The sequence below is a fragment of the Aeromicrobium sp. CTD01-1L150 genome (assembly GCF_041951745.1).
Classification (GTDB): Bacteria; Actinomycetota; Actinomycetes; order Propionibacteriales; family Nocardioidaceae; genus Aeromicrobium.
In genome coordinates this window covers 2,947,763-2,965,817 of record NZ_CP169555.1, presented here as the reverse complement: position 1 = coordinate 2,965,817, position 18,055 = coordinate 2,947,763, and the positions used below count along the sequence as shown (strand labels likewise).

Annotated in this window: 18 protein-coding genes; 9 read left to right on the top strand and 9 right to left on the bottom strand. The window is 68.9% G+C overall.

Annotated elements, in window-relative coordinates:
* Positions 1 to 234: 234 nt before the first annotated feature.
* The 6 genes from ACEVFP_RS14660 to ACEVFP_RS14635 form a co-directional block, all read right to left on the bottom strand.
* Positions 235 to 549, bottom strand: coding sequence for a metal-sensitive transcriptional regulator (locus tag ACEVFP_RS14660; RefSeq protein ID WP_375000180.1), 315 nt, complete (start codon positions 547 to 549; stop codon positions 235 to 237).
* Positions 550 to 613: 64 nt separating this feature from the next.
* The gene (locus tag ACEVFP_RS14655) at positions 614 to 2,725 is read right to left on the bottom strand and encodes a heavy metal translocating P-type ATPase (protein WP_375000179.1); all 2,112 of its coding nucleotides are present in this window, start codon (positions 2,723 to 2,725) and stop codon (positions 614 to 616) included.
* A 104-nt stretch (positions 2,726 to 2,829) separates the two neighbouring features.
* The gene (locus ACEVFP_RS14650; protein WP_375000178.1) at positions 2,830 to 3,096 is read right to left on the bottom strand and encodes a hypothetical protein; all 267 of its coding nucleotides are present in this window, start codon (positions 3,094 to 3,096) and stop codon (positions 2,830 to 2,832) included.
* A 34-nt stretch (positions 3,097 to 3,130) separates the two neighbouring features.
* Positions 3,131 to 5,470: a heavy metal translocating P-type ATPase gene (locus tag ACEVFP_RS14645; protein ID WP_375003848.1), complete on the bottom strand. Its 2,340-nt coding sequence runs from the start codon at positions 5,468 to 5,470 to the stop codon at positions 3,131 to 3,133.
* Positions 5,448 to 6,428, bottom strand: coding sequence for a heavy-metal-associated domain-containing protein (locus tag ACEVFP_RS14640; RefSeq protein ID WP_375000177.1), 981 nt, complete (start codon positions 6,426 to 6,428; stop codon positions 5,448 to 5,450). Before ACEVFP_RS14640 ends, ACEVFP_RS14645 begins: the two co-directional genes overlap by 23 nt.
* 1 nt (position 6,429) lies before the next feature.
* Complete coding sequence (locus ACEVFP_RS14635; protein ID WP_375000176.1) at positions 6,430 to 6,642, bottom strand: heavy-metal-associated domain-containing protein; 213 nt, start codon at positions 6,640 to 6,642, stop codon at positions 6,430 to 6,432.
* Between the two features lie 131 nt (positions 6,643 to 6,773).
* Here ACEVFP_RS14635 and ACEVFP_RS14630 point away from each other — a divergent pair, with 131 nt between their 5' ends.
* The 5 genes from ACEVFP_RS14630 to ACEVFP_RS14610 all read left to right on the top strand — a co-directional run bounded on the left by ACEVFP_RS14630 (position 6,774) and on the right by ACEVFP_RS14610 (position 10,701).
* The gene (locus ACEVFP_RS14630) at positions 6,774 to 7,949 is read left to right on the top strand and encodes an FAD-dependent oxidoreductase (RefSeq protein WP_375000175.1); all 1,176 of its coding nucleotides are present in this window, start codon (positions 6,774 to 6,776) and stop codon (positions 7,947 to 7,949) included.
* Between the two features lie 45 nt (positions 7,950 to 7,994).
* Positions 7,995 to 8,432: a hypothetical protein gene (locus tag ACEVFP_RS14625; protein ID WP_375000174.1), complete on the top strand. Its 438-nt coding sequence runs from the start codon at positions 7,995 to 7,997 to the stop codon at positions 8,430 to 8,432.
* A gap of 72 nt (positions 8,433 to 8,504) precedes the next feature.
* Complete coding sequence (locus ACEVFP_RS14620) at positions 8,505 to 9,062, top strand: DUF305 domain-containing protein (protein ID WP_375000173.1); 558 nt, start codon at positions 8,505 to 8,507, stop codon at positions 9,060 to 9,062.
* Between the two features lie 59 nt (positions 9,063 to 9,121).
* Positions 9,122 to 9,943: a hypothetical protein gene (locus tag ACEVFP_RS14615; protein WP_375000172.1), complete on the top strand. Its 822-nt coding sequence runs from the start codon at positions 9,122 to 9,124 to the stop codon at positions 9,941 to 9,943.
* Between the two features lie 62 nt (positions 9,944 to 10,005).
* Positions 10,006 to 10,701 (top strand): DUF3152 domain-containing protein, encoded by a 696-nt coding sequence (locus ACEVFP_RS14610; protein WP_375003847.1) that lies wholly within the window; start codon positions 10,006 to 10,008, stop codon positions 10,699 to 10,701.
* A gap of 1,323 nt (positions 10,702 to 12,024) precedes the next feature.
* Here the strand turns inward: ACEVFP_RS14610 and ACEVFP_RS14605 are convergent.
* The 3 genes from ACEVFP_RS14605 to ACEVFP_RS14595 form a co-directional block, all read right to left on the bottom strand.
* Positions 12,025 to 12,627: a cadmium resistance transporter gene (locus tag ACEVFP_RS14605; RefSeq protein WP_016997609.1), complete on the bottom strand. Its 603-nt coding sequence runs from the start codon at positions 12,625 to 12,627 to the stop codon at positions 12,025 to 12,027.
* On the bottom strand, positions 12,624 to 12,983 hold the full coding sequence (locus ACEVFP_RS14600) for a helix-turn-helix transcriptional regulator (protein ID WP_006590980.1): 360 nt from the start codon (positions 12,981 to 12,983) through the stop codon (positions 12,624 to 12,626). Before ACEVFP_RS14600 ends, ACEVFP_RS14605 begins: the two co-directional genes overlap by 4 nt.
* A gap of 128 nt (positions 12,984 to 13,111) precedes the next feature.
* On the bottom strand, positions 13,112 to 13,501 hold the full coding sequence (locus ACEVFP_RS14595; RefSeq protein ID WP_007928756.1) for a heavy metal-responsive transcriptional regulator: 390 nt from the start codon (positions 13,499 to 13,501) through the stop codon (positions 13,112 to 13,114).
* A gap of 105 nt (positions 13,502 to 13,606) precedes the next feature.
* Here ACEVFP_RS14595 and merA point away from each other — a divergent pair, with 105 nt between their 5' ends.
* From merA to ACEVFP_RS14575, 4 genes are all read left to right on the top strand, one after another.
* Positions 13,607 to 15,007, top strand: coding sequence for a mercury(II) reductase (gene merA / locus ACEVFP_RS14590; RefSeq protein WP_017838447.1), 1,401 nt, complete (start codon positions 13,607 to 13,609; stop codon positions 15,005 to 15,007).
* A 220-nt stretch (positions 15,008 to 15,227) separates the two neighbouring features.
* Positions 15,228 to 15,830 (top strand): recombinase family protein, encoded by a 603-nt coding sequence (locus ACEVFP_RS14585; RefSeq protein WP_375000171.1) that lies wholly within the window; start codon positions 15,228 to 15,230, stop codon positions 15,828 to 15,830.
* A gap of 1 nt (position 15,831) precedes the next feature.
* Complete coding sequence (locus tag ACEVFP_RS14580) at positions 15,832 to 17,211, top strand: Mu transposase C-terminal domain-containing protein (RefSeq protein ID WP_094364517.1); 1,380 nt, start codon at positions 15,832 to 15,834, stop codon at positions 17,209 to 17,211.
* A 2-nt stretch (positions 17,212 to 17,213) separates the two neighbouring features.
* A complete protein-coding gene (locus ACEVFP_RS14575; RefSeq protein ID WP_375000170.1) occupies positions 17,214 to 18,023 on the top strand; it encodes an AAA family ATPase in 810 nt (269 codons plus the stop codon).
* The last annotated feature ends 32 nt before the right edge of the window (positions 18,024 to 18,055 follow it).

The window sequence follows — 18,055 nt, the reverse complement described above, 5'->3', positions numbered from 1 at the left end:
GCAGTCTCGCCGTTCACTGAGGTCCCCAGCAAGAGCTCGGGCCCACGACCTCATCGGCAGGCTTGCGCCACGCGTATGACGACCTCGACGGCCAAGCCGCGTCGACCTTCACGCGCCGGGACCGATGGTGACGAGGAGGACGCGGCGTCACCATCGCGGCGAGCGATGGCCGTGACTGCCACCGCGAGCAGTGCCCGTGCCACAGTATGAGGACCGGTGCGCATCGAGCGTCGGTCAGGACTTCACGAGACGGGCGATGGCGTCGGAGGCTTCCTTGACCTTCTCATCGGCCCCGGGGCCCCCGGCCTTGGCTGCGCCGACGACGCAGTGCTTGAGGTGGTCGTCGAGCAGGCCGAGGGCGACGTTCTCCAGCGCCGAGGTCAGGGCGCTGATCTGGGTGAGGATGTCGATGCAGTAGGTGTCCTCATCCACCATGCGGTGGATGCCGCGGGCTTGGCCCTCGATCCGCTTGAGGCGGGCGAGGTAGCGGTCCTTGTCGCTGATGTAGCCGTGCGGGGCCTGGGTGCCGGGTTCGGTGTTGGTGACCATGGCGTGCGCTCCTGATTCGTGGTCGTGGTCGTGGTGGTGATCGGTGGTGGCGGGTGCCGAGTTGTCATTCGATCGTGTTGTGGCCGGTGAGCTTGGCGGCGCTGGCTGCTGGGGTGAGGTCGAGGCGGCGCAGGATCTGGGCGTTGAGGGCGACGACGACGGTGGAGGCGGACATCAGGATGGCACCGATGCTCATCGGCAGCACGAATCCGATGGGTGCCAGGACGCCGGCTGCGAGGGGGACGGAGATCAGGTTGTATCCGCCGGCCCACCACAGGTTCTGCTTCATCTTGCGGTAACTGGCCCTGGAGAGGTCGATGACCGAGAGCACCGAGCGGGGGTCGGAGCTGGCCAGGATGACGCCGGCGGAACCGATCGCGACGTCGGTGCCGGCACCGATGGCGATGCCGACGTCGGCCTGGGCCAGCGCGGGGGCGTCGTTGACGCCGTCACCGACCATGGCGACCTTCCTGCCCTCGTGCTGGAGCTCGGCGACCTTGGCCGCTTTGTCCTCGGGGCGGACCCCGGCGAAGACACGGTCGATGTCGAGCTCTGCGGCGACGCTGTCGGCGACGGCCTGGGCGTCGCCGGTGATCATCACGACCTGCGCGCCGACGGCATGCAGGGCCTCGACGGCCTGCCGGGACTCCGGCCGGATCTCGTCGGCGAGCCGCAGGGCACCGATGACCTGATCGTCCGCGAGGACGTGCAGGATGATCGCGCCCTCGGCGCGCCAGCCCTCGGCGACCGGCAACTCGGCCGCGTCGTGGGAGTCGAGCAGGTGGGGACCGCCGACCTCGACGGTCTCGCCCCGGTCCCCGACGGTCGCCTTGACCCCGACGGCGGGGGAGGAGGAGAAGTCCGACGCCGTGGGCACGCTGAGTCCGCGAGTACGTGCGGCGCCGGTGATGGCTCGGGCCAGGGGGTGCTCGCTGTCGGACTCGGCGGCGGCGGCCAGGGCGAGCACCTCGTCCTCGGTGTGCCCCTCGACGGGCTCGACGGCGGTGACGGTGGGCTCGCCCTTGGTCAGGGTGCCGGTCTTGTCGAACAGCACGGCGTCGACGGTGCGCATCGACTCCAGGGCGAGCCGGTCCTTGACCAGCACGCCGCCGCGGGCGGCGCGCTCGGTGGCGATGGAGACCACCAGCGGGATCGCCAGGCCGAGGGCGTGCGGACAGGCGATGACCAGCACGGTGATGGTGCGCACGACCGCATCGTCGGGCAGGCCGAGGAGCGACCAGACGATCGCGGTGATCGCGGCTGCGCCGAGGGCGAACCAGAACAGCCAGGCCGCGGCGACGTCGGCGATCCGCTGGGCGCGCGAGGACGAGGCCTGCGCGTCGGTGACGAGCTTCTGGATGCCCGCCAGTGCGGTGTCCTCTCCGGTGGCGGTGACCTCGACGCGCAGCCCGGAGTCGGTTGCGACCGTACCGGCGACGACCGACTCGCCGCGCTCGCGACGCACGGTCTTGGACTCACCGGTGACCATGGACTCGTCCATGCTCGCCGAGCCCTCGGTGATCCTGCCGTCGGCGGGGACCGATGAGCCGGGACGCACGACGACCACGTCCCCGACGACGAGGTCGGAGGGAGCGACCGTGACGACATCGTCGCCGTCGACCTTCTCGGCCTCGTCGGGCAGCAGCGCGGCCAGTGAGTCCAGCGCGGAGGTGGTCTGGGCCAGGGAGCGCATCTCGACCCAGTGGCCGAGCAGCATGATGACCACCAGCAGTGCCAGCTCCCACCAGAAGTTCAGCTCACGGTCGAGCAGGCGCAGGCTCGCACCCCAGGAGGCGATGAACGCCACCGTGATCGCCAGCCCGATCAGCAGCATCATCCCCGGCCGGCGCGAGCGGACCTCGCTGATCGCCCCGGTCAGGAAGGGCCAGCCACCCCAGAAGTAGACGACCGAGCCCAGCACCGGAGAGACCCACCACACCCACCCGGCGTCGGGCAGTCCGTAGCCGATGAGGTGGGCGAACATCTCGTTGAACCCGACCACCGGGACGGCCAGCGCGAGCATGATCCAGAACAGACGCCGGAACTGACCGACGTGATCGCCATGGCCCCCGTGCCCGTGGTCGTCGTGCCCGCCATGGTCGTGATGGGGCGGCTCGGCGGACGCGTCGGACTTTGCTGGTCGGCGCTCAAGGTCTTGATCGTGGCGCATACTCATGATCGCCACACTATACCCCGTAGGGGTATTGGGCAAGCGAGGAGCCCGCTCGGCCGATGCGCAATCGGTCCGGGCGGGCTCCTCGGGTATAGAGTGCTGGCAGTTCAGGCGATGTAGCGTTCGGGGTCGGCGTCAAAGAGCGGTCCGCAGGCGTCGCAGCACAGCCAGTACCGCTGACCCCGGTGGTGGCGGACCAGGCCGGCCGCCTCCGCCTCGGCCTTGATCACCGTGGTGCCGGTCATCACGGGGCACTCGGCGACGTCCTCGGCGCCGGTGCGGGCCAGGGCCTCGGGGTTCGCGCCGTGCCCGCCGCACGAGCCGTCAGCCGTCTCGTTGTGGGCGTGGCCGGGATTGGTCGGGTGAGTACTCATGTGGGGGTGTTTCCTTTCGTCGGAGGATGGTCGATCAGGCAGCGGTCGCCACAGCCGGTGCGGGCTGCTGCTCGGCTAGGGCTGTGGTGCTCTCGCCCGCCCCGGACTTGAACGTGCGCAGCCGCAGGCTGTTGGTGACGACGAAGACCGAGGAGAACGCCATGGCCGCACCCGCGAGCATCGGGTTGAGCAGCCCGAAGGCGGCCAGCGGGATCGCCGCGGTGTTGTAGGCGAAGGCCCAGAACAGGTTCGTCTTGATCGTTCGCAGGGTCCGGCGGGAGAGCCGGATCGCATCGGCGGCCGCGCGCAGGTCGCCACGGACCAGGGTGATGTCGGCGGCCTCGATGGCCACGTCTGTGCCGGTTCCCATCGCCAGGCCCAGGTCGGCCTGGGCCAAGGCCGGTGCGTCGTTGACACCGTCACCGACCATCGCCACCGTCTTGCCTTCTCGCTGAAGGCGGGCGACGACGTCGACCTTGTCCTTGGGCAGCACCTCGGCGATGACCTGCTTGATGCCGATCTCGGCGGCGACCTGCTCGGCCACGGTCTGGTTGTCACCGGTGAGCAGCACCGGGACGAGCCCCAGGTCCTTGAGCTGACCGACGGCCCGGGCGCTGCTGGGCTTGATCTCGTCCGCGACCACCAGGATGCCGCGGGCGGCACCGTCCCAGCCGACCGCCACGGCGGTCTTGCCCTGCGCCTCGGCCGTCTGCTTGGCCCCGCGAAGGTGATCGTCGAGATGCTGCGACCAGTCGGCCAGCATGGCCTCCCGGCCCACGAGTACCGCGTGGCCGTCGACGATGCCCTGGACGCCTAGGCCCTCCACGTTGTCGAAGGACTCCGGGGTGGGCAGGTCTCCCACCTCGACGGTGGCGCCCTTGGCGATGGCCTGGGCGATCGGGTGCTCCGAGGCGTCCTCCAGGGCTCCGGCGAGGCGGAGCAGCTCGGCGCGCTCGACGCCGGCGGCAGGCACGGCGTCGATCAGGGTCATCTTGCCGGTGGTGACGGTGCCGGTCTTGTCCAGCACGATGGTGGAGATCCGCCGGGTGGACTCCAGCACCTCCGGGCCCTTGATCAGCACACCCATCTGGGCTCCACGGCCGGTGCCGACCAGTAGCGCGGTCGGCGTGGCCAGCCCGAGGGCGCAGGGGCAGGCGATGATCAGCACCGCGACCGCGGCGGTGAATCCGGCCGCCAGCGGGAAGCCGGCGCCGATCCAGGCACCGAGCGCCGCGACGGCGATCGCGATGGCGATCGGGACGAAGACTCCGGAGACCCGGTCGGCCAGGCGCTGGATCTCGGCCTTGCCGGACTGGGCGTCCTCGACGAGCTGGGCCATCTGCGCCAGCTGGGTGTCCGAGCCGACTCGGGTCGCGCGGACGACCAGTCGGCCGCCGGCGTTGACCGTGGCGCCGGTGACCGGCTCGCCCTCGGCGACCTCGACCGGGACCGACTCGCCGGTCAGCATCGAGGCGTCGATGGCGCTCGTGCCGGAGGTGATCACGCCGTCGGTGGCGATCTTCTCCCCCGGGCGGACGACGAACTCATCGCCCACCGAGAGCTCCTCGATCGGCACGCGGTGCTCGCGGCCCTCGCGCAGGATGGCGACCTCCTTGGCGCCGAGCTCGAGCAGTGCTCGCAACGCGGCGCCGGCCCGTCGCTTGGAGCGCTTCTCGAAGTAGCGGCCCAACAGCACGAAGGTGATGACGCCGGCGGCCACCTCCAGGTAGATGTTGGCCAGTCCGTCGGAGCGGGAGATGGTCAGCTCGAAGGGGTGGGCCATCCCGGGTTCACCGGCGGTGCCGAAGAACAGCGCGACGATCGACCACGTCAGGGCCGCGGTGGTGCCCACCGAGATGAGCGTGTCCATGGTGGCCGCGCCGTGCCGCAGGTTCATCAGCGCAGCCCGGTGGAACGGCCATCCGGCCCACACGACCACGGGGGCCGCGAGGACGAGGGAGGCGAAGCCCCAGTAGTCGAACTGCAGGGCGGGGACCATGGCCATCGCGATCACCGGGACCGCCAGCACGGCAGCACCGATGAGCCGTTGGCGCAGCGTGCGCAGCTCCGTCTCCTCGGCCGACTCGCCGGTCGAGACGTCGTCACCGTCGGCGTCCGCGTTGACAGGCGGCGCGGGCAGCGCCGCGGTGTACCCGGTCTTCTCCACCTCGGCGATCAGGTCGGCGGGGTCGAGGCCCTCCGGCACTGTCACCCGGGCCTTCTCGGTGGCGTAGTTGACGCTGGCCGTCACCCCGTCGAGCTTGTTGAGCTTCTTCTCGATCCGGTTGGCGCACGACGCGCACGTCATGCCACCGATCTGCAGCTCGACGTCGGATCCCGCCGGGGCGGGCTCAGTGGTCGTGGTCATCGTCATCTCCTGTCCCATGGTCGTTCTTCTCATCGTTGCTGCCGTTCTCGTGACCCGACATCGAGGAGCCGGTGCGGTTCGTCGTGGCATCCAGGACGAACTCGGCCGTGCGCACGTTCCCGTCCACCTGGAAGTCCAGGTAGAGCAGGTAGCGGCCCGGCGTCGGTGCGGTGACGTCGAAGGCCACTCGAGGTCCGGACATCTCACCCGCCTGGGCCTCCGCGCCGCGCGGGTGCACGTGCAGGTAGGCCTGGTCGTTCTCACGCAGCGCCACCAGGTGGCCGTAGGCGCCCAGGTAGGGTTCCAGCTCGGTCACCGGTTCACCGTCGCGGGTGACGGTGGCGGTCACGGTGGAGGCCTCGCCGGCCACCACGTCACCGGCGAGGTCCACGTCGTAGCCGTCGACCTCGGACGAGGCGACCGGCTCGGACGGCGTCGACGGAGTGAACTCCCCGGCGACCTGCCTCAGCGTGGACACGGTGACGGTCTCCCCGGTGGCGGAGGGCACGAACTCCGCGTACAGCCGGTGGCTGCCCGCCGAAGCCCACTCCCAGGGGATGGACCATCGTCCGTCCGCATCCCGCTCCGGATGCACGTGCCGGAAGTCCTCGCCGTCGGCACGGACGGCGATCAGGTGCAGCTCCTTGTCGTGGGAGAGCTCGAAGTCGGTCACGGGCTCTCCGTCCGGGCCCAGCACCATCAGGCCGAGTTCGCCTCTCGCGCCGGTCGCCGTCGGAGCGTCCACGGCGTCCAGGCGGTAGCCGCCGGCTTCCGAGGTGAGTCCGGCCGGTGACGTGGCGACCCCATCGCGCTGGGCGGTGGCGTCGTGGCCGCCGTCGTCGCCCTGGTTCGCCCATGACTGGACCGTCCCCTGCGGCACCACCGCCCCCGCCGTGGCGAAGGCGACGCCGAACACGGCGATCAGCGTCGCCGCGTACAGGCCGAGCCTCACGGGCGCACGCATCTCAGAGACGCTCCGCTCGGTAACCCGCTTCGTCGACCGCAGTGAACACGTCCGAGTCCTCGATCGGCTCGTCGGTGGTCACGCTCAGCCGACCGGTCGAAGCGCTGACGTCGACTTCCTGGACTCCGGGGATCTGGGTGACCTCGGAACGGACGGCGGTCTCGCAGTGCCCGCAGGTCATCCCGGTCACGGCGTAGGTCTGAGTGGTGCTCATCGTCGTTGTCCTCTCCAATGCCTATCGACATCGACTAAGTAACGGGTAGGGGGTATCTGTATTCGACTCACCTCATGAATACCCTAATGGGGTATATGGATCAAGCGAGCCGAGAAGAAGGGAGTGCGGTCATGCCGATGCACCAGGTGGTGATACTCGGGGCGGGAGCGGCGGGGACAGCTGCTGCCGCAGCGTTCAGCAAGGCCCCGGGCGTCCACGCCACGCTCATGAGCGCCAGCGAGGAGGGGTCGTACAACCGGACCCTGGTGAACAAGGGTGTCGCGGCCGGGCTCATCGAGCCCGGGCAGGCGGTCCTGCCCGATCCCGGTGTCCCGATCGTGGACGGCACCGCCCGGTCCGTCGATGCCGCCGCGGGCAGCGTCCTGCTGACCTCCGGCGCGAGTGTCGACTTCGACGCACTCGTCGTGGCCACGGGCAGCGGTCCGCGACGGCTCGATGCCGACCTGCCGGGCGTCGGTGACGTCGTCGGAATGGGCCGGTTGAGCACCCTGCACTCGATGCGTGACGCGGTCAGGGTGCGCGACGTCCTGGCCCGCAGTCCGCATCCGGCCAGAGTGGTCGTGCTCGGCGCGGGGGTGCTGGCGGCCGAGACGTCGGCGCTGCTGCGCCGGGCCGGTCAAGAGGTCGCCATGGTGGCTCGCTCGTCCACGCCGGGATGCTCGGCGTTCGGCGAGGTGGTTGCCGACCGTGTCGCTGCGCTGCACCGCACCCACGTCTCGACCTACTTCGGCCGCTCGGTCCGAGCGTTGACCGTCGAAGGCAGCGCGGTGACCCTCGTGCTGGATGACCGGACGCGCCTGGGCGCCGACTTGATCGTCGCCGCGCACGGCACGGTGGCCGTGCCGCCGGCGCCGTGGACCGACGGCATCGAGGTCGACGGCTACCTCAGGGCGATCGACACCCCGCACGTGTACGCCGCCGGCGGCGTCGCGGTCCACCACCACGAGGCCCTCGGGTGGTGGCGGATCGACCCCTGGGCCGACGCCGCCGCCCAGGGGACCCACGTGGCCCGAAGCGTGCTGCACGACCGCGGACTCGGACCGGACCCCGGCCCCTACCTGGCCCGCAGCACCTTCTCGACACGCCTGTACGACCAGACGCTCAGTGGTGCCGGAATCACCGGCATCTTCGACTCTGCGCGAGTCGTCTCGACCGACCCGCTGGTCGTCGTGCACGAGCAGGACGACACAGCCGTCGCAGTGGTGGGGCTCGATGCCGGCCGACTCGTGCAGGACTGGGCGCCGCGCCTGCACGCCGACTCCTCGGCGAAGCGAATCCGTGCGTGACGCCTGCCGGGCACTCCTCTCGCCGGGCCAGTACCGTGGACGCCGATGAGTGCGGTCAGCCTGACAGGGTCGCCGCCAGTTCGCCCAGGATGGCTGCTGGCGGCACTGGCACTTGCGCTCATCGTCGGCGTCATCGCCATGCACTCCTTGTTCGCACAGGCCCCCCAGAGCTCGGACGTCTCGAACACGGCTGCCGTCGCCGAGCACCAGCTGGCGGCCGATGGGCTGATGCACCACGGTGAGGGCGCCGCGCAGCCCGGAGCGAGCCCGGAGCACTCCTCGATGCTGCAGGACTGTGGGGGGCTCCTCGCGGCCTGCATGGCGTTGCTTCTCTCGCTCGCCGGGCTGGTCCGGTGGCGTCGCGGGCGATCCTGGCGAGTGCTGTGGTTGCAGCCCCGGGGCACCACGATGCGTCTGGGGTACCCTCGGCGGTCGCTGGAGCTGTTGACACCACGACAACGCACCACCGTTCTTCGCTGCTGACGGACCGCGGTCTCCCCATCGGCGAGACACGACGACAACCCCTTTTCAGCACCCACATCAAGGAGAACCACTGTGCGTACACGCATGCTCGCAGCGACCATCGTCGCTGCCGCGGCCGCCCTGGCCGCCTGCTCCAACGGCGACGGATCCGACTCCTCCGCCGACTTCAACGACGCGGACGTCGCCTTCGCCCAGGAGATGATCCCGCACCACCGCCAGGCCACCGAGATGGCGGCCATGGCGGCGTCGCGAACCGACAACGCCGAGATCCTGGACCTGGCGGAGCAGATCTCCGCCGCCCAGGACCCCGAGATCGAGACGATGACCGGATGGCTCGAGGACTGGGGACAGGACGTGCCCGAGTCCATGGAGTCCATGGAGGGCATGGACCACTCCGGAATGTCGGGGATGATGTCCGAGGACGAGATGACGGCATTGGAGGATGCCTCGGACTCGAGGTTCGACGAGTTGTTCCTGTCCATGATGATCGAGCACCACGAGGGCGCGGTCGAGATGGCCCGGACCGAGCAGGAGGAAGGCCAGAACACCGCCGCCGTGGCACTGGCCGAGCAGATCGAGGCCGCCCAGGAGGCCGAGATCAGTCAGATGCGCGAGATGCTCGGGTCCTGAGCCCACTGTGATCCTCCGGTCGTCGCACCGACGACCGGAGGATCACGCCGGCTGCCATGATGAGCATCTCGACGATCACCCGGCGCGGCACCCTGCCGGCCGCCCTGGGATTCCTGCTACTGCTCGGCGCGTGCGCTGAGCCCGAAGCCGACACCGGTCCCGAACCGGCGATCGGCCACGTCCACGGACTCGGGGTCAACCCGGGCGACGACCGCCTCCACGTCGCGACCCACTTCGGCCTGTACGTGCTCGACGACGGCGAGCTGCGACGCGTCGGTCACGACACACACGACCTGATGGGCTTCACCGTCGTGGGTGAGGATCGCTTCCTGGCCAGCGGGCACCCCGTCGGTGGTGACCTGCCCGAGCCGATGGGACTGGTGCGCAGCGACGACGGCGGGCTGACGTGGGAACCGGTCAGCCTGACGGGCCGGGCCGACCTGCACGGCCTGGACGCCGACGGCGACGACCTCGCCGCCTACGACTCCTTCAGCGGCCGAGTGCTGACCTCCACCGACGCGGGCCGGACCTTCGAGACCGTCGGCGAGGTCGAGGCCCTCGACGTGGCGCTGACCGGTGGAGGCGACGTCGCCGTCGCCGGGGCGGACGGAGTCCTGCGGCTGATGGGCGGAGCAGGCGAAGAACGGCTGGGCGATGCGCCGGGGCTGGTCACGATCGACCGCGTACCCGGCGGCCTGGTGGGACTGGGCCCCGACGGCCGGGTGTGGGTGTCGTCGGACGCCCGCTCCTGGACCGGGCGCGGTCAGGTCGACGGCGTCCCTGCGGCCTTCACGGTGGACGGCGATCGCTGGTACTCGGCGAGCTCGACGGGCCTGTACGTCAGCGACGACGAGGGGGCCTCCTGGCGGGATGCGTCATGAGTGCTCGTGGGCGCCACCGGACTGCGACGAGCAGGAGGCGCCGGCGTCGACTGTCGCTCGTGATGGGTCTCGCTGTCGGTATCGCTGCAGGCGCCGTCGTCCTCGGCGTCCTGGTCTGGCCGCCGAAGGAGGCACCGACCGCCCCGAGTGGCGGGATCGCTGCTCCGACCCGCGCGGTCGTGCCGGACGACACCCGCCCGCGGCCCACCGGCCCGTCAAGGGCTCCGACCAGGACCCCGGCCCCGGTCCCACAGGAGGGGGCGGGCACCTTCTCCGTGGCGTCCGGTGACGACGAGCGACGAGGAGCCGAGGGTCGGCTGGTGGAGTACCGGGTCGAGGTCGAGGACGGACTCGGGATCGAGGCCGAGGACTTCGCCGACGCGGTCGGCTCGACACTCGCGCACCCGCGCGGGTGGACCGCGGACGGCCGGTTCTCCTTCCGCCACACCGCCGACGCTCGCCTCCGGGTGGTCCTGGCCAGCCCCGCGACCACCGATCGGCTCTGCGCACCGCTGCAGACCCGCGGGGAGGTATCGTGCCGCAACGGCGACGACGTCGTCATCAACGCTCGGCGCTGGACCGAGGGAGCGGCGGCGTACGACAGGCTCGGCGACTACCGGCACTACGTTGTCAACCACGAGGTCGGCCACGCACTCGGCTTCGGCCACGAGCCATGCTCGGCACCGGGCGAGCCCGCGCCCGTCATGCTCCAACAGACACTCGGCCTGCAGGGATGCGAACCCAACCCCTGGCCCTGACGAGCGGCCGGACCGGGCTCCCTCTCGCCACAGCAGGAGCGGCCCGGCGAGAGAGTGGTCAGGCTCAGAAACTTCACTACCGATGCGAGACGAGCGCCGTCAGCGAGCATGTTCGGACCTCATCGGAAGGACCTGCGGCCAACTCAGGCGCGAGGCTTCTCGCCGGTGACGATGCGGTCGGCCTTGTTCAGGGCTCGCGTACCAGGCGTTGAACGTGGTCTCCGGACAGTCGATAGAACTGGTGCCGTCCCTCGTGGGTCGCCTCGTCGATGCCAGCCAGTCGGAGCTTCTTGCTCAGCATGCGCGTCCTGGAGGGCACGCACTAAGGCGGTGCCCAGATCCCCGCACCTGCAGACCCATTTCGATGAGTTCGTGTTTCGGTTCAATCGACGCACGGCACGCGAACGTGGACTGCTGTTCTTGCGGCTTGCTCGAGAACGCTGTGACCTCCGCCGCCGTGCCCTACAAGAATCCCGTTGCGACACCTGGCCCCGGCTGCGCCCTCACCTGGCGCCGAGCACGACGCGGGTCCTCCTCGCAAGCTTCACCGACTCGCCGATCGACCGGCCGTGGCGAAAGGCCGCGGGATCGTAGCAGCAGGATGGATAGCCACTCTGCGTAAGAATGCTCCGGCGATTCCGTGCAGCGTTCGCTGCGGAACGACACTCGCCAAGGCCGCGGTCGCTGTCGTCTGGCTCGGTGCCTTTAAGGTGCTCCTGGAGAACGATCCGCCCCCTCCGTTCGCCGGGGTGGACGTCGGTCTCGCTGTGGCCCTCGGCGTCCTCCTCTGGCAGTCCGGCGATTCGAGCGCCGACGCTCTCCAGAGCGGTATGGCCCTGGGGTCACGGTCGTGCTGATCATGTGTGTGGTCCGTTGCCTGGTGAACCGAAGGTCCATCGCCTCTGGACCTCGGCGAGACTGGCAGTAGAGTTCGGCATCTATCCGGCCGCCAAACTGGGAACGGGAACTTCGAGCAGCCGTGCTGACGGCGCTGGCCTATGACGGTCGCCCTCCTCGCGCAGACGGGGGTGAATGGCGACGAGGGCGACCGGCCCCCACCATAGGCCGGGCTGAGCCTTCACAGCCATCGCTGACGGTTCGCGATGACGCCCCGTGCCGGGCGTCCGTTGATGGGGCCGTTGGCGAGAATGGCTCCGGACGGGTCTATCGGACTGTGGCTTCGTTCGCTTGGTGGCGGGGTTTTTGCAGCGCTCCGTGGCGGTCTTGTTGCCGCGATCACGCAGGACTGGCTGCAGGTAGGTGTCGCGGTCTGAACCGAGAGGGGTGCGCCCGGTCGGGGCCGTTTGGATCGCTGCCGCTACGTCAGAGTCCGAAGGCTCCGCCGCTGACGAGGATCACGATGCCGAGGCCGATGAGAACGATGGGGAAGAGGATGTGCTCCCAGCGTTCGAGCACTTCGGCGATCGGGGGGCGGGTGGCGACGAACTTTGCCAGGGCCACCAGGACCGCGACGAGCGCGAGGAAGACGATGCAGTAGGCGACTACTGCGAGAGGTTCCACGCTGAGGAAGACAGGGGTGTAGACGCCGATGTTGTCGCCGCCGTTGGCAAGGGTGACGCCTGCGACGGTCCACACGCCGACCTTCTTGCCGGCAACCTTGGCCTCGTCGTCATCGTCGTCATCGTCTCCGCGCCAGGCCTGCCATGCGGCCCAGAGGCCGAGGCCCAGAGGGATGAGACCGAAGTACGGGATGGCTGCCGAGGGCAGGAATGCTCCGGCACCGATGGTCACCAGGACCGCGGCACCGAGGATGCCGGCGAATCCGAGGTACTGGCCGGCCAGAATGCGGGCGGTAGTGCCGCGCTGGCCTGCCCCTCGCGCGAAGAAGAGGGAGAGCACGATGATGTCGTCGATGTTGGTCGCTGCGAACAGGCCCATCGCCTGCAAGACCGAGGTGAGGATCATGCGCCCTCCCCAGCTGCGTCGCATCCGGGAAGCGAGCAGGCGGGATCGATGCACGGGGCGTCTTCGTCCACTGCCAGGGTGGCATCGACCAGTGCCGTCAGCGCCTGCGCCAGGTGCGAATCGGCGATCTCATATCGTGTCCGACGACCCTCGGGCTCGGAGACGACGATCCCGCAATCGCGCAGGCATGCCAGGTGGTTGGACACGTTCGGGCGTGTCAGGTCCAGATCTCGGGCCAGTTCCGCCGGGTAAGCGGGATGGTCGAGCAGGGTCAAGATGATCCGGGATCGAGTGGGGTCGGCCAGTGCACGACCCAGGCGGTTCATCACGTCGAGACGCGAAGCAATAGTCAGCATGGACTGAACTATACAGCACGCACTGAACACTCGGTCACAGGCTGTGGCTTTCGCCGTTATATGGCGGGGTTCTGTCGACGCTCTGTGGCGGCATCTGCTCATGGCGATACACGCGAGCACCGGTCTGGTCACAGATAGCGGCAGACGGTCGTGGTGTCGCATTTGGTGGGGTCGCTGGTGGTGGCACTGTGGTGAAGGTGCGCGACGGTGTGTCGCAGTGCTTGCAGGTCGGCGATTTGGCGGTCCAGGTCGCCCAGGTGGGCTTCGAGCAGGGCGTGCACGTGCTGGCAGGGTGCGACTCCGGCGTCGCGGATGTCGAGGATCTCGCGAATCTGGGCCAGGGTGAGCCCAGCGGTGCGGCCGCGGCGAACGAAGTCCAGGCGCGCCAGGGCCGCAGGGGTGTAGTCGCGGTATCCGTTGGCGGTGCGCTCAGGCGCAGGTAGTAGGCCGGCTTCTTCGTAGAAGCGCAGCGTCTTGGTTGTGGTGCCGCTGGCCACGGCCAACTCACCGATGCGCACAGTGGCCCCTTTCTCGGCTCTCGTCCATGTTCGCCTTGACCTTCCCCTGCGCTGGAACGTCCACTATGGACGCTGAAGAGGGGTCACGCGAAGGAAGGTGGGCAAATGGGTGTGGACTACGACGTCGATCTGGCCGTGATCGGCTCAGGAGGCGCGGCGATGTCCGCCGCCATCGCGGCCAGCCAGGCCGGTAAGAGCGTCGTGCTGGTTGAGCGCGGTGTTCTGGGCGGGACGTGCGTGAACATCGGCTGCGTGCCGTCCAAGACGCTCCTGGCGGCCGCCGGGGCCCGGCACGCCGCGCTCACCAATCCCTTCAAAGGTGCCCCAACGTCAGCCGCACCGGTGAACCTCGGCGATCTGGTGGCCCAGAAGGACGCACTCATCGAGCGCCTGCGTGATGCGAAGTACGCCGATGTGGCCGCTGCCTACGGCTTCCAGGTCCGCCCAGGCCAGGCCAGCTTCCTGGACGGGGACACCCTGGCCGTCGACGGCCAGGCGCTGCGGGCCCGGGCCTATCTGGTCGCCACCGGTGCCACCCCCGCCATCCCGGAGGTGGTCGGTCTCGACTCTGTGGACCGGCTGACGTCCACCACCGCGATGCAGCTGACCGAGCTGCCTGAGTCCCTGGTCGTTATCGGTGGCGGGTACGTCGGGATGGAGCAGGCCCAGCTGTTCGCTCACCTCGGCACCCGGGTCTCTGTGGTCGGGCGTCTGGCGCCGCACGCCGAGCCGGAGCTGGCCCAGAGACTTCGGGAAGTCTTCACCGACGACGGCATCACCGTGGTCGAAGAGCGCGCGACCACTGTGGCCCGCGAACCAGGCCCCGCAGGAGAGGTGGTGGTGACCACGGACTCGGGCGAACAGGTGCGCGGCGCGCAGGTCCTGGTGGCCACCGGACGCCTGCCCCGCACCGACGGCCTGAACCTGGCCGCTGCCGGTGTGGACGTGGACGAGCGCGGCTTCGTCGTGGTCGACCAGACCCAGCGCACCTCCAACCCGCGCGTCTGGGCCGCCGGTGACGTCTCGGGGGCTCCCCAGTACGTCTACGCCGCCGCCGCCGGCGGTCGGGCCGCCGCGCTCAACGCCCTGACCGAGGACAGGTACCCGCCGGCAGCTCGGGTCGACTACGCCGGCTTTCCTGCGGTCGTGTTCACCCGGCCCCAGCTGGCCTCGGCGGGGTTGACCGAGGACGAGGCCCTCACCCGAGGGCACGCGTGCGACTGCCGCGTCCTGGACCTGTCCGATGTCCCCCGGGCGCTCGTCCAGCACGACACCCGCGGGGCGGTGAAGCTCGTCGCCGACGCCGTGAGCGGCAAGGTTCTGGGCGTGCACGCTCTGGCGGACGGGGCCGGGGAGATCATGCTGGCGGCCACCTACGCCATCAAAAGCGGCATGACCGTCGACGATCTGGCCGACACCTGGGCGCCGTACCTGACCATGAGCGAAAGCCTGCGCATCGTGGCCGGCCTCTTCCGAAACCAGATGCCGACGTCATGCTGCGCCTGAAACCCGCGGCCCCAGCGGGGTGGACGAGGGCTCCCGCGGCGGCCCGCCTGGCGCCGTGAATGTGCCTTAAAAACCTACAGTCTTATGAGACACCAGGCGGGGACCGGACGCCGAGACCGCTTCATGGGCCGATGGGCACCTTCTGCCTCTCGCGAAGTCGTCTCACCGTGAACTGTCGCAGGGTGGTGCTCGGTAGGGGTTTGTGAGTCATAATCATGTCATGAGGCTCTTGGGGTACACCCGCGTGAGCACTGCGAGTCAGGCCGCGCAGTTGCAGTTGGATGCACTCGTGGATTCCGGGGTGCAGAAGCGGGATGTGTTCGCGGATGTGACCTCGGGTAGCCGGACCGCGATCGAACGCCCGGGGATGAAGCGCCTGTTGGACTATGCCGAGTCCGGCGACACGGTCGTGGTGTGGCGCATCGACCGGCTCGGCCGATCCTTGATCGATGTCCTCAACACCGTGAACCTGATGCGCGACAAGGGCGTAAAGATCAAGTCGCTTTCGGACGGCATCGACCCGGAGACCACTTCCGGCCGGTTAATGCTGGGCATGCTGGCCACGCTGGCCGAGTACGAGCGCGAGCTGATCACCGAGCGAGTCAATGCCGGCATCGCTGCGGCGAAGCAGAGCGGTACCCGGTTCGGTCGGCCGCCTGTTGACCCGGCGGTGATTGCGGAGAAACTCGACATCGCTCGGGACGCCCGCGCCAAGGGTCGCACCGCCGAGGAAGCCGCCCGATTGGTCGGATGGTCTCGCGCCACGCTGTACCGGCACCAACAGGCTGCCCGCGACCGCGACATGGTCTCCCAGCAGGTGTGACATGGACGGGCCGCAGCGGTGGCGAATCCTCCGGCTTCACGTCGAGGACGGCATCTCGCTGACGACCCTGGCCCGTGACACCGGCACCGGGCTGCGGACACTGCAACGCTGGCACCAGCTTTACAAGACCGGCGGCATCGCGGCGTTGGAGCCGCGGCCACGACGCGACACGGGATCTCGACGCACTCCGGCGGAACTGGTCACGTTTCTCGAGCACCTCGCGCTGACCCGCCCACGCCCGAGCACCGCTGCATTGCACCGGCTCACCACGGCCGAAGCGGGTCGCTTGGGTTTGGCGGCCCCGAGCTATGCCACGGTCCGCGCCATCGTCCACGCTTTGGACCCGGCCCTGGTGACGCTTGCTCTGGAGGGGCCGGCAGCATATCGGGACCGCTATGAACTGGTGTTCCGCCATCGCGCCGAACGGCCGAATGTGACGTGGCAAGCCGATCACACCGAACTCGACATCCTCATCACCGGCGCCAGCGGCACCCCCGACCGGCCCTGGCTGACGGTGGTGATGGACGACTACTCCCGCGCGGTCTGCGGGTACATGGTCTTCACCGGGGCGCCATCGGCGATGAACACCGCGCTGGTGCTACGACAGGCGATCTGGCGCAAGACCGAACCGGCCTGGGCGATGTGCGGACTACCCGACGTCCTCTATATCGATCACGGCAGCGACTTCACCAGCCGCCACCTCGAGTACACCGCGGTCTCACTGAAAATCCGCCTCATCTTCTCCACCGTCGGTCGCCCGCAAGGCCGAGGCAAGATCGAGCGGTTCTTCGGCACAGTCAACACCGAGCTCCTGGCCACCCTGCCCGGACATCTGGCACCAGGGGCCAAGACACCTCCATCTCTGGATCTACCTGCGCTCGATCAGGCGATCGCCGGTTTCATCGCCACCTACAACGAGCGGACCCACCGGGAGATCGGGACGAGCCCGAAGAAGGCGTGGATCGGTGACGGGTGGTTGCCACGCATGCCCGAATCCCTCGATGAACTCGACGGACTGCTGCTGACGGTGCCCAAGCACCGCACCGTGCAGCGTGACGGCATCCACTTCCAAGGCCGGCGCTACCTCGCGCCAACTCTGGCACCGTTCGTTGGCCGCCCGGTGACGATCCGCTACGACCCGCGTGACATCTCCGAGGTTCGCGTATACGACCGCGACACCTTCCTCTGCGTGGCCATCGATGAGGCGCACCCGAACCAACGGGTAAGCCTGCAAGAAGTCGAGACCGCACGCCGAGCCCGCCGGCGCCAACTGCGCAAAGACATCAACGACCGCATCCCGCGTATCGCCGATCGGGCCGAACCGCGCACCGCCGCCCCCGGAGCGCGGCCAACCAAGCTGCGCACCTACGAAGAGGACTAAGGATGGCCAAGGACTTCATCATCACCAAGGAACATCGCCGGTTCACCGAACTCGCCACCGCGGTACGCAAGGAACGCACCATCGGCATCTGTCACGGCGACGCCGGCATCGGCAAGACCCAATCGGCACGCCGATACGCCCACTGGGACACCGTGGAACCGTTCATCACCGAATGGGGGCCGCGCACCGAAGACGACGCCAAGCTTTATGCAACTGCGAACCGGTGCCGGACCGTGTTCTACACCCCCGAGGTGCTCCCCAGGCCCAAAATCCTCATGCACGAGATCGCGCACCTGCAGACAAAGCTCGGCATCTGCATCGACGAACACCAGCGCAACATCGGCAAAGTCACCGGCGCCCGCTCAGGTCACACCAACAAGTGGGTCGAGCTGCTCATCATCGATGAAGCCGAACGACTGGCCCCGACCGCACTCGAACTCCTCCGTGATGAACACGACCGCTACGACCTGGCGATCATCCTCATCGGCATGCCTGGCATTGACCAGCGGTTTCGCCACTACCCTCAGCTCTACAGCCGCCTCGGATTTTCACACCGATACCGGGCACTAGGACGCGAGGAACTGCTCTTCGTCCTCGATCGCCATTGGAAACGCCTCGGCCGCACTCTTGACCCAGACGACTTCACCGACGCTCAAGCGATCGCCGCGATCGAACGCATCACCCGGGGCAACTTCCGCCTCCTCGAACGCCTCTTCCCTCAGATCGCCCGAGTGCTCAAGATCAACCAACTCGAGACCATCACCGACGACGTCATAGAATCCGCCGCCAGCATCCTCGTGATCGGAAACTAACGCCCCCAAGCGATCACAGAAAACCGCCGCAA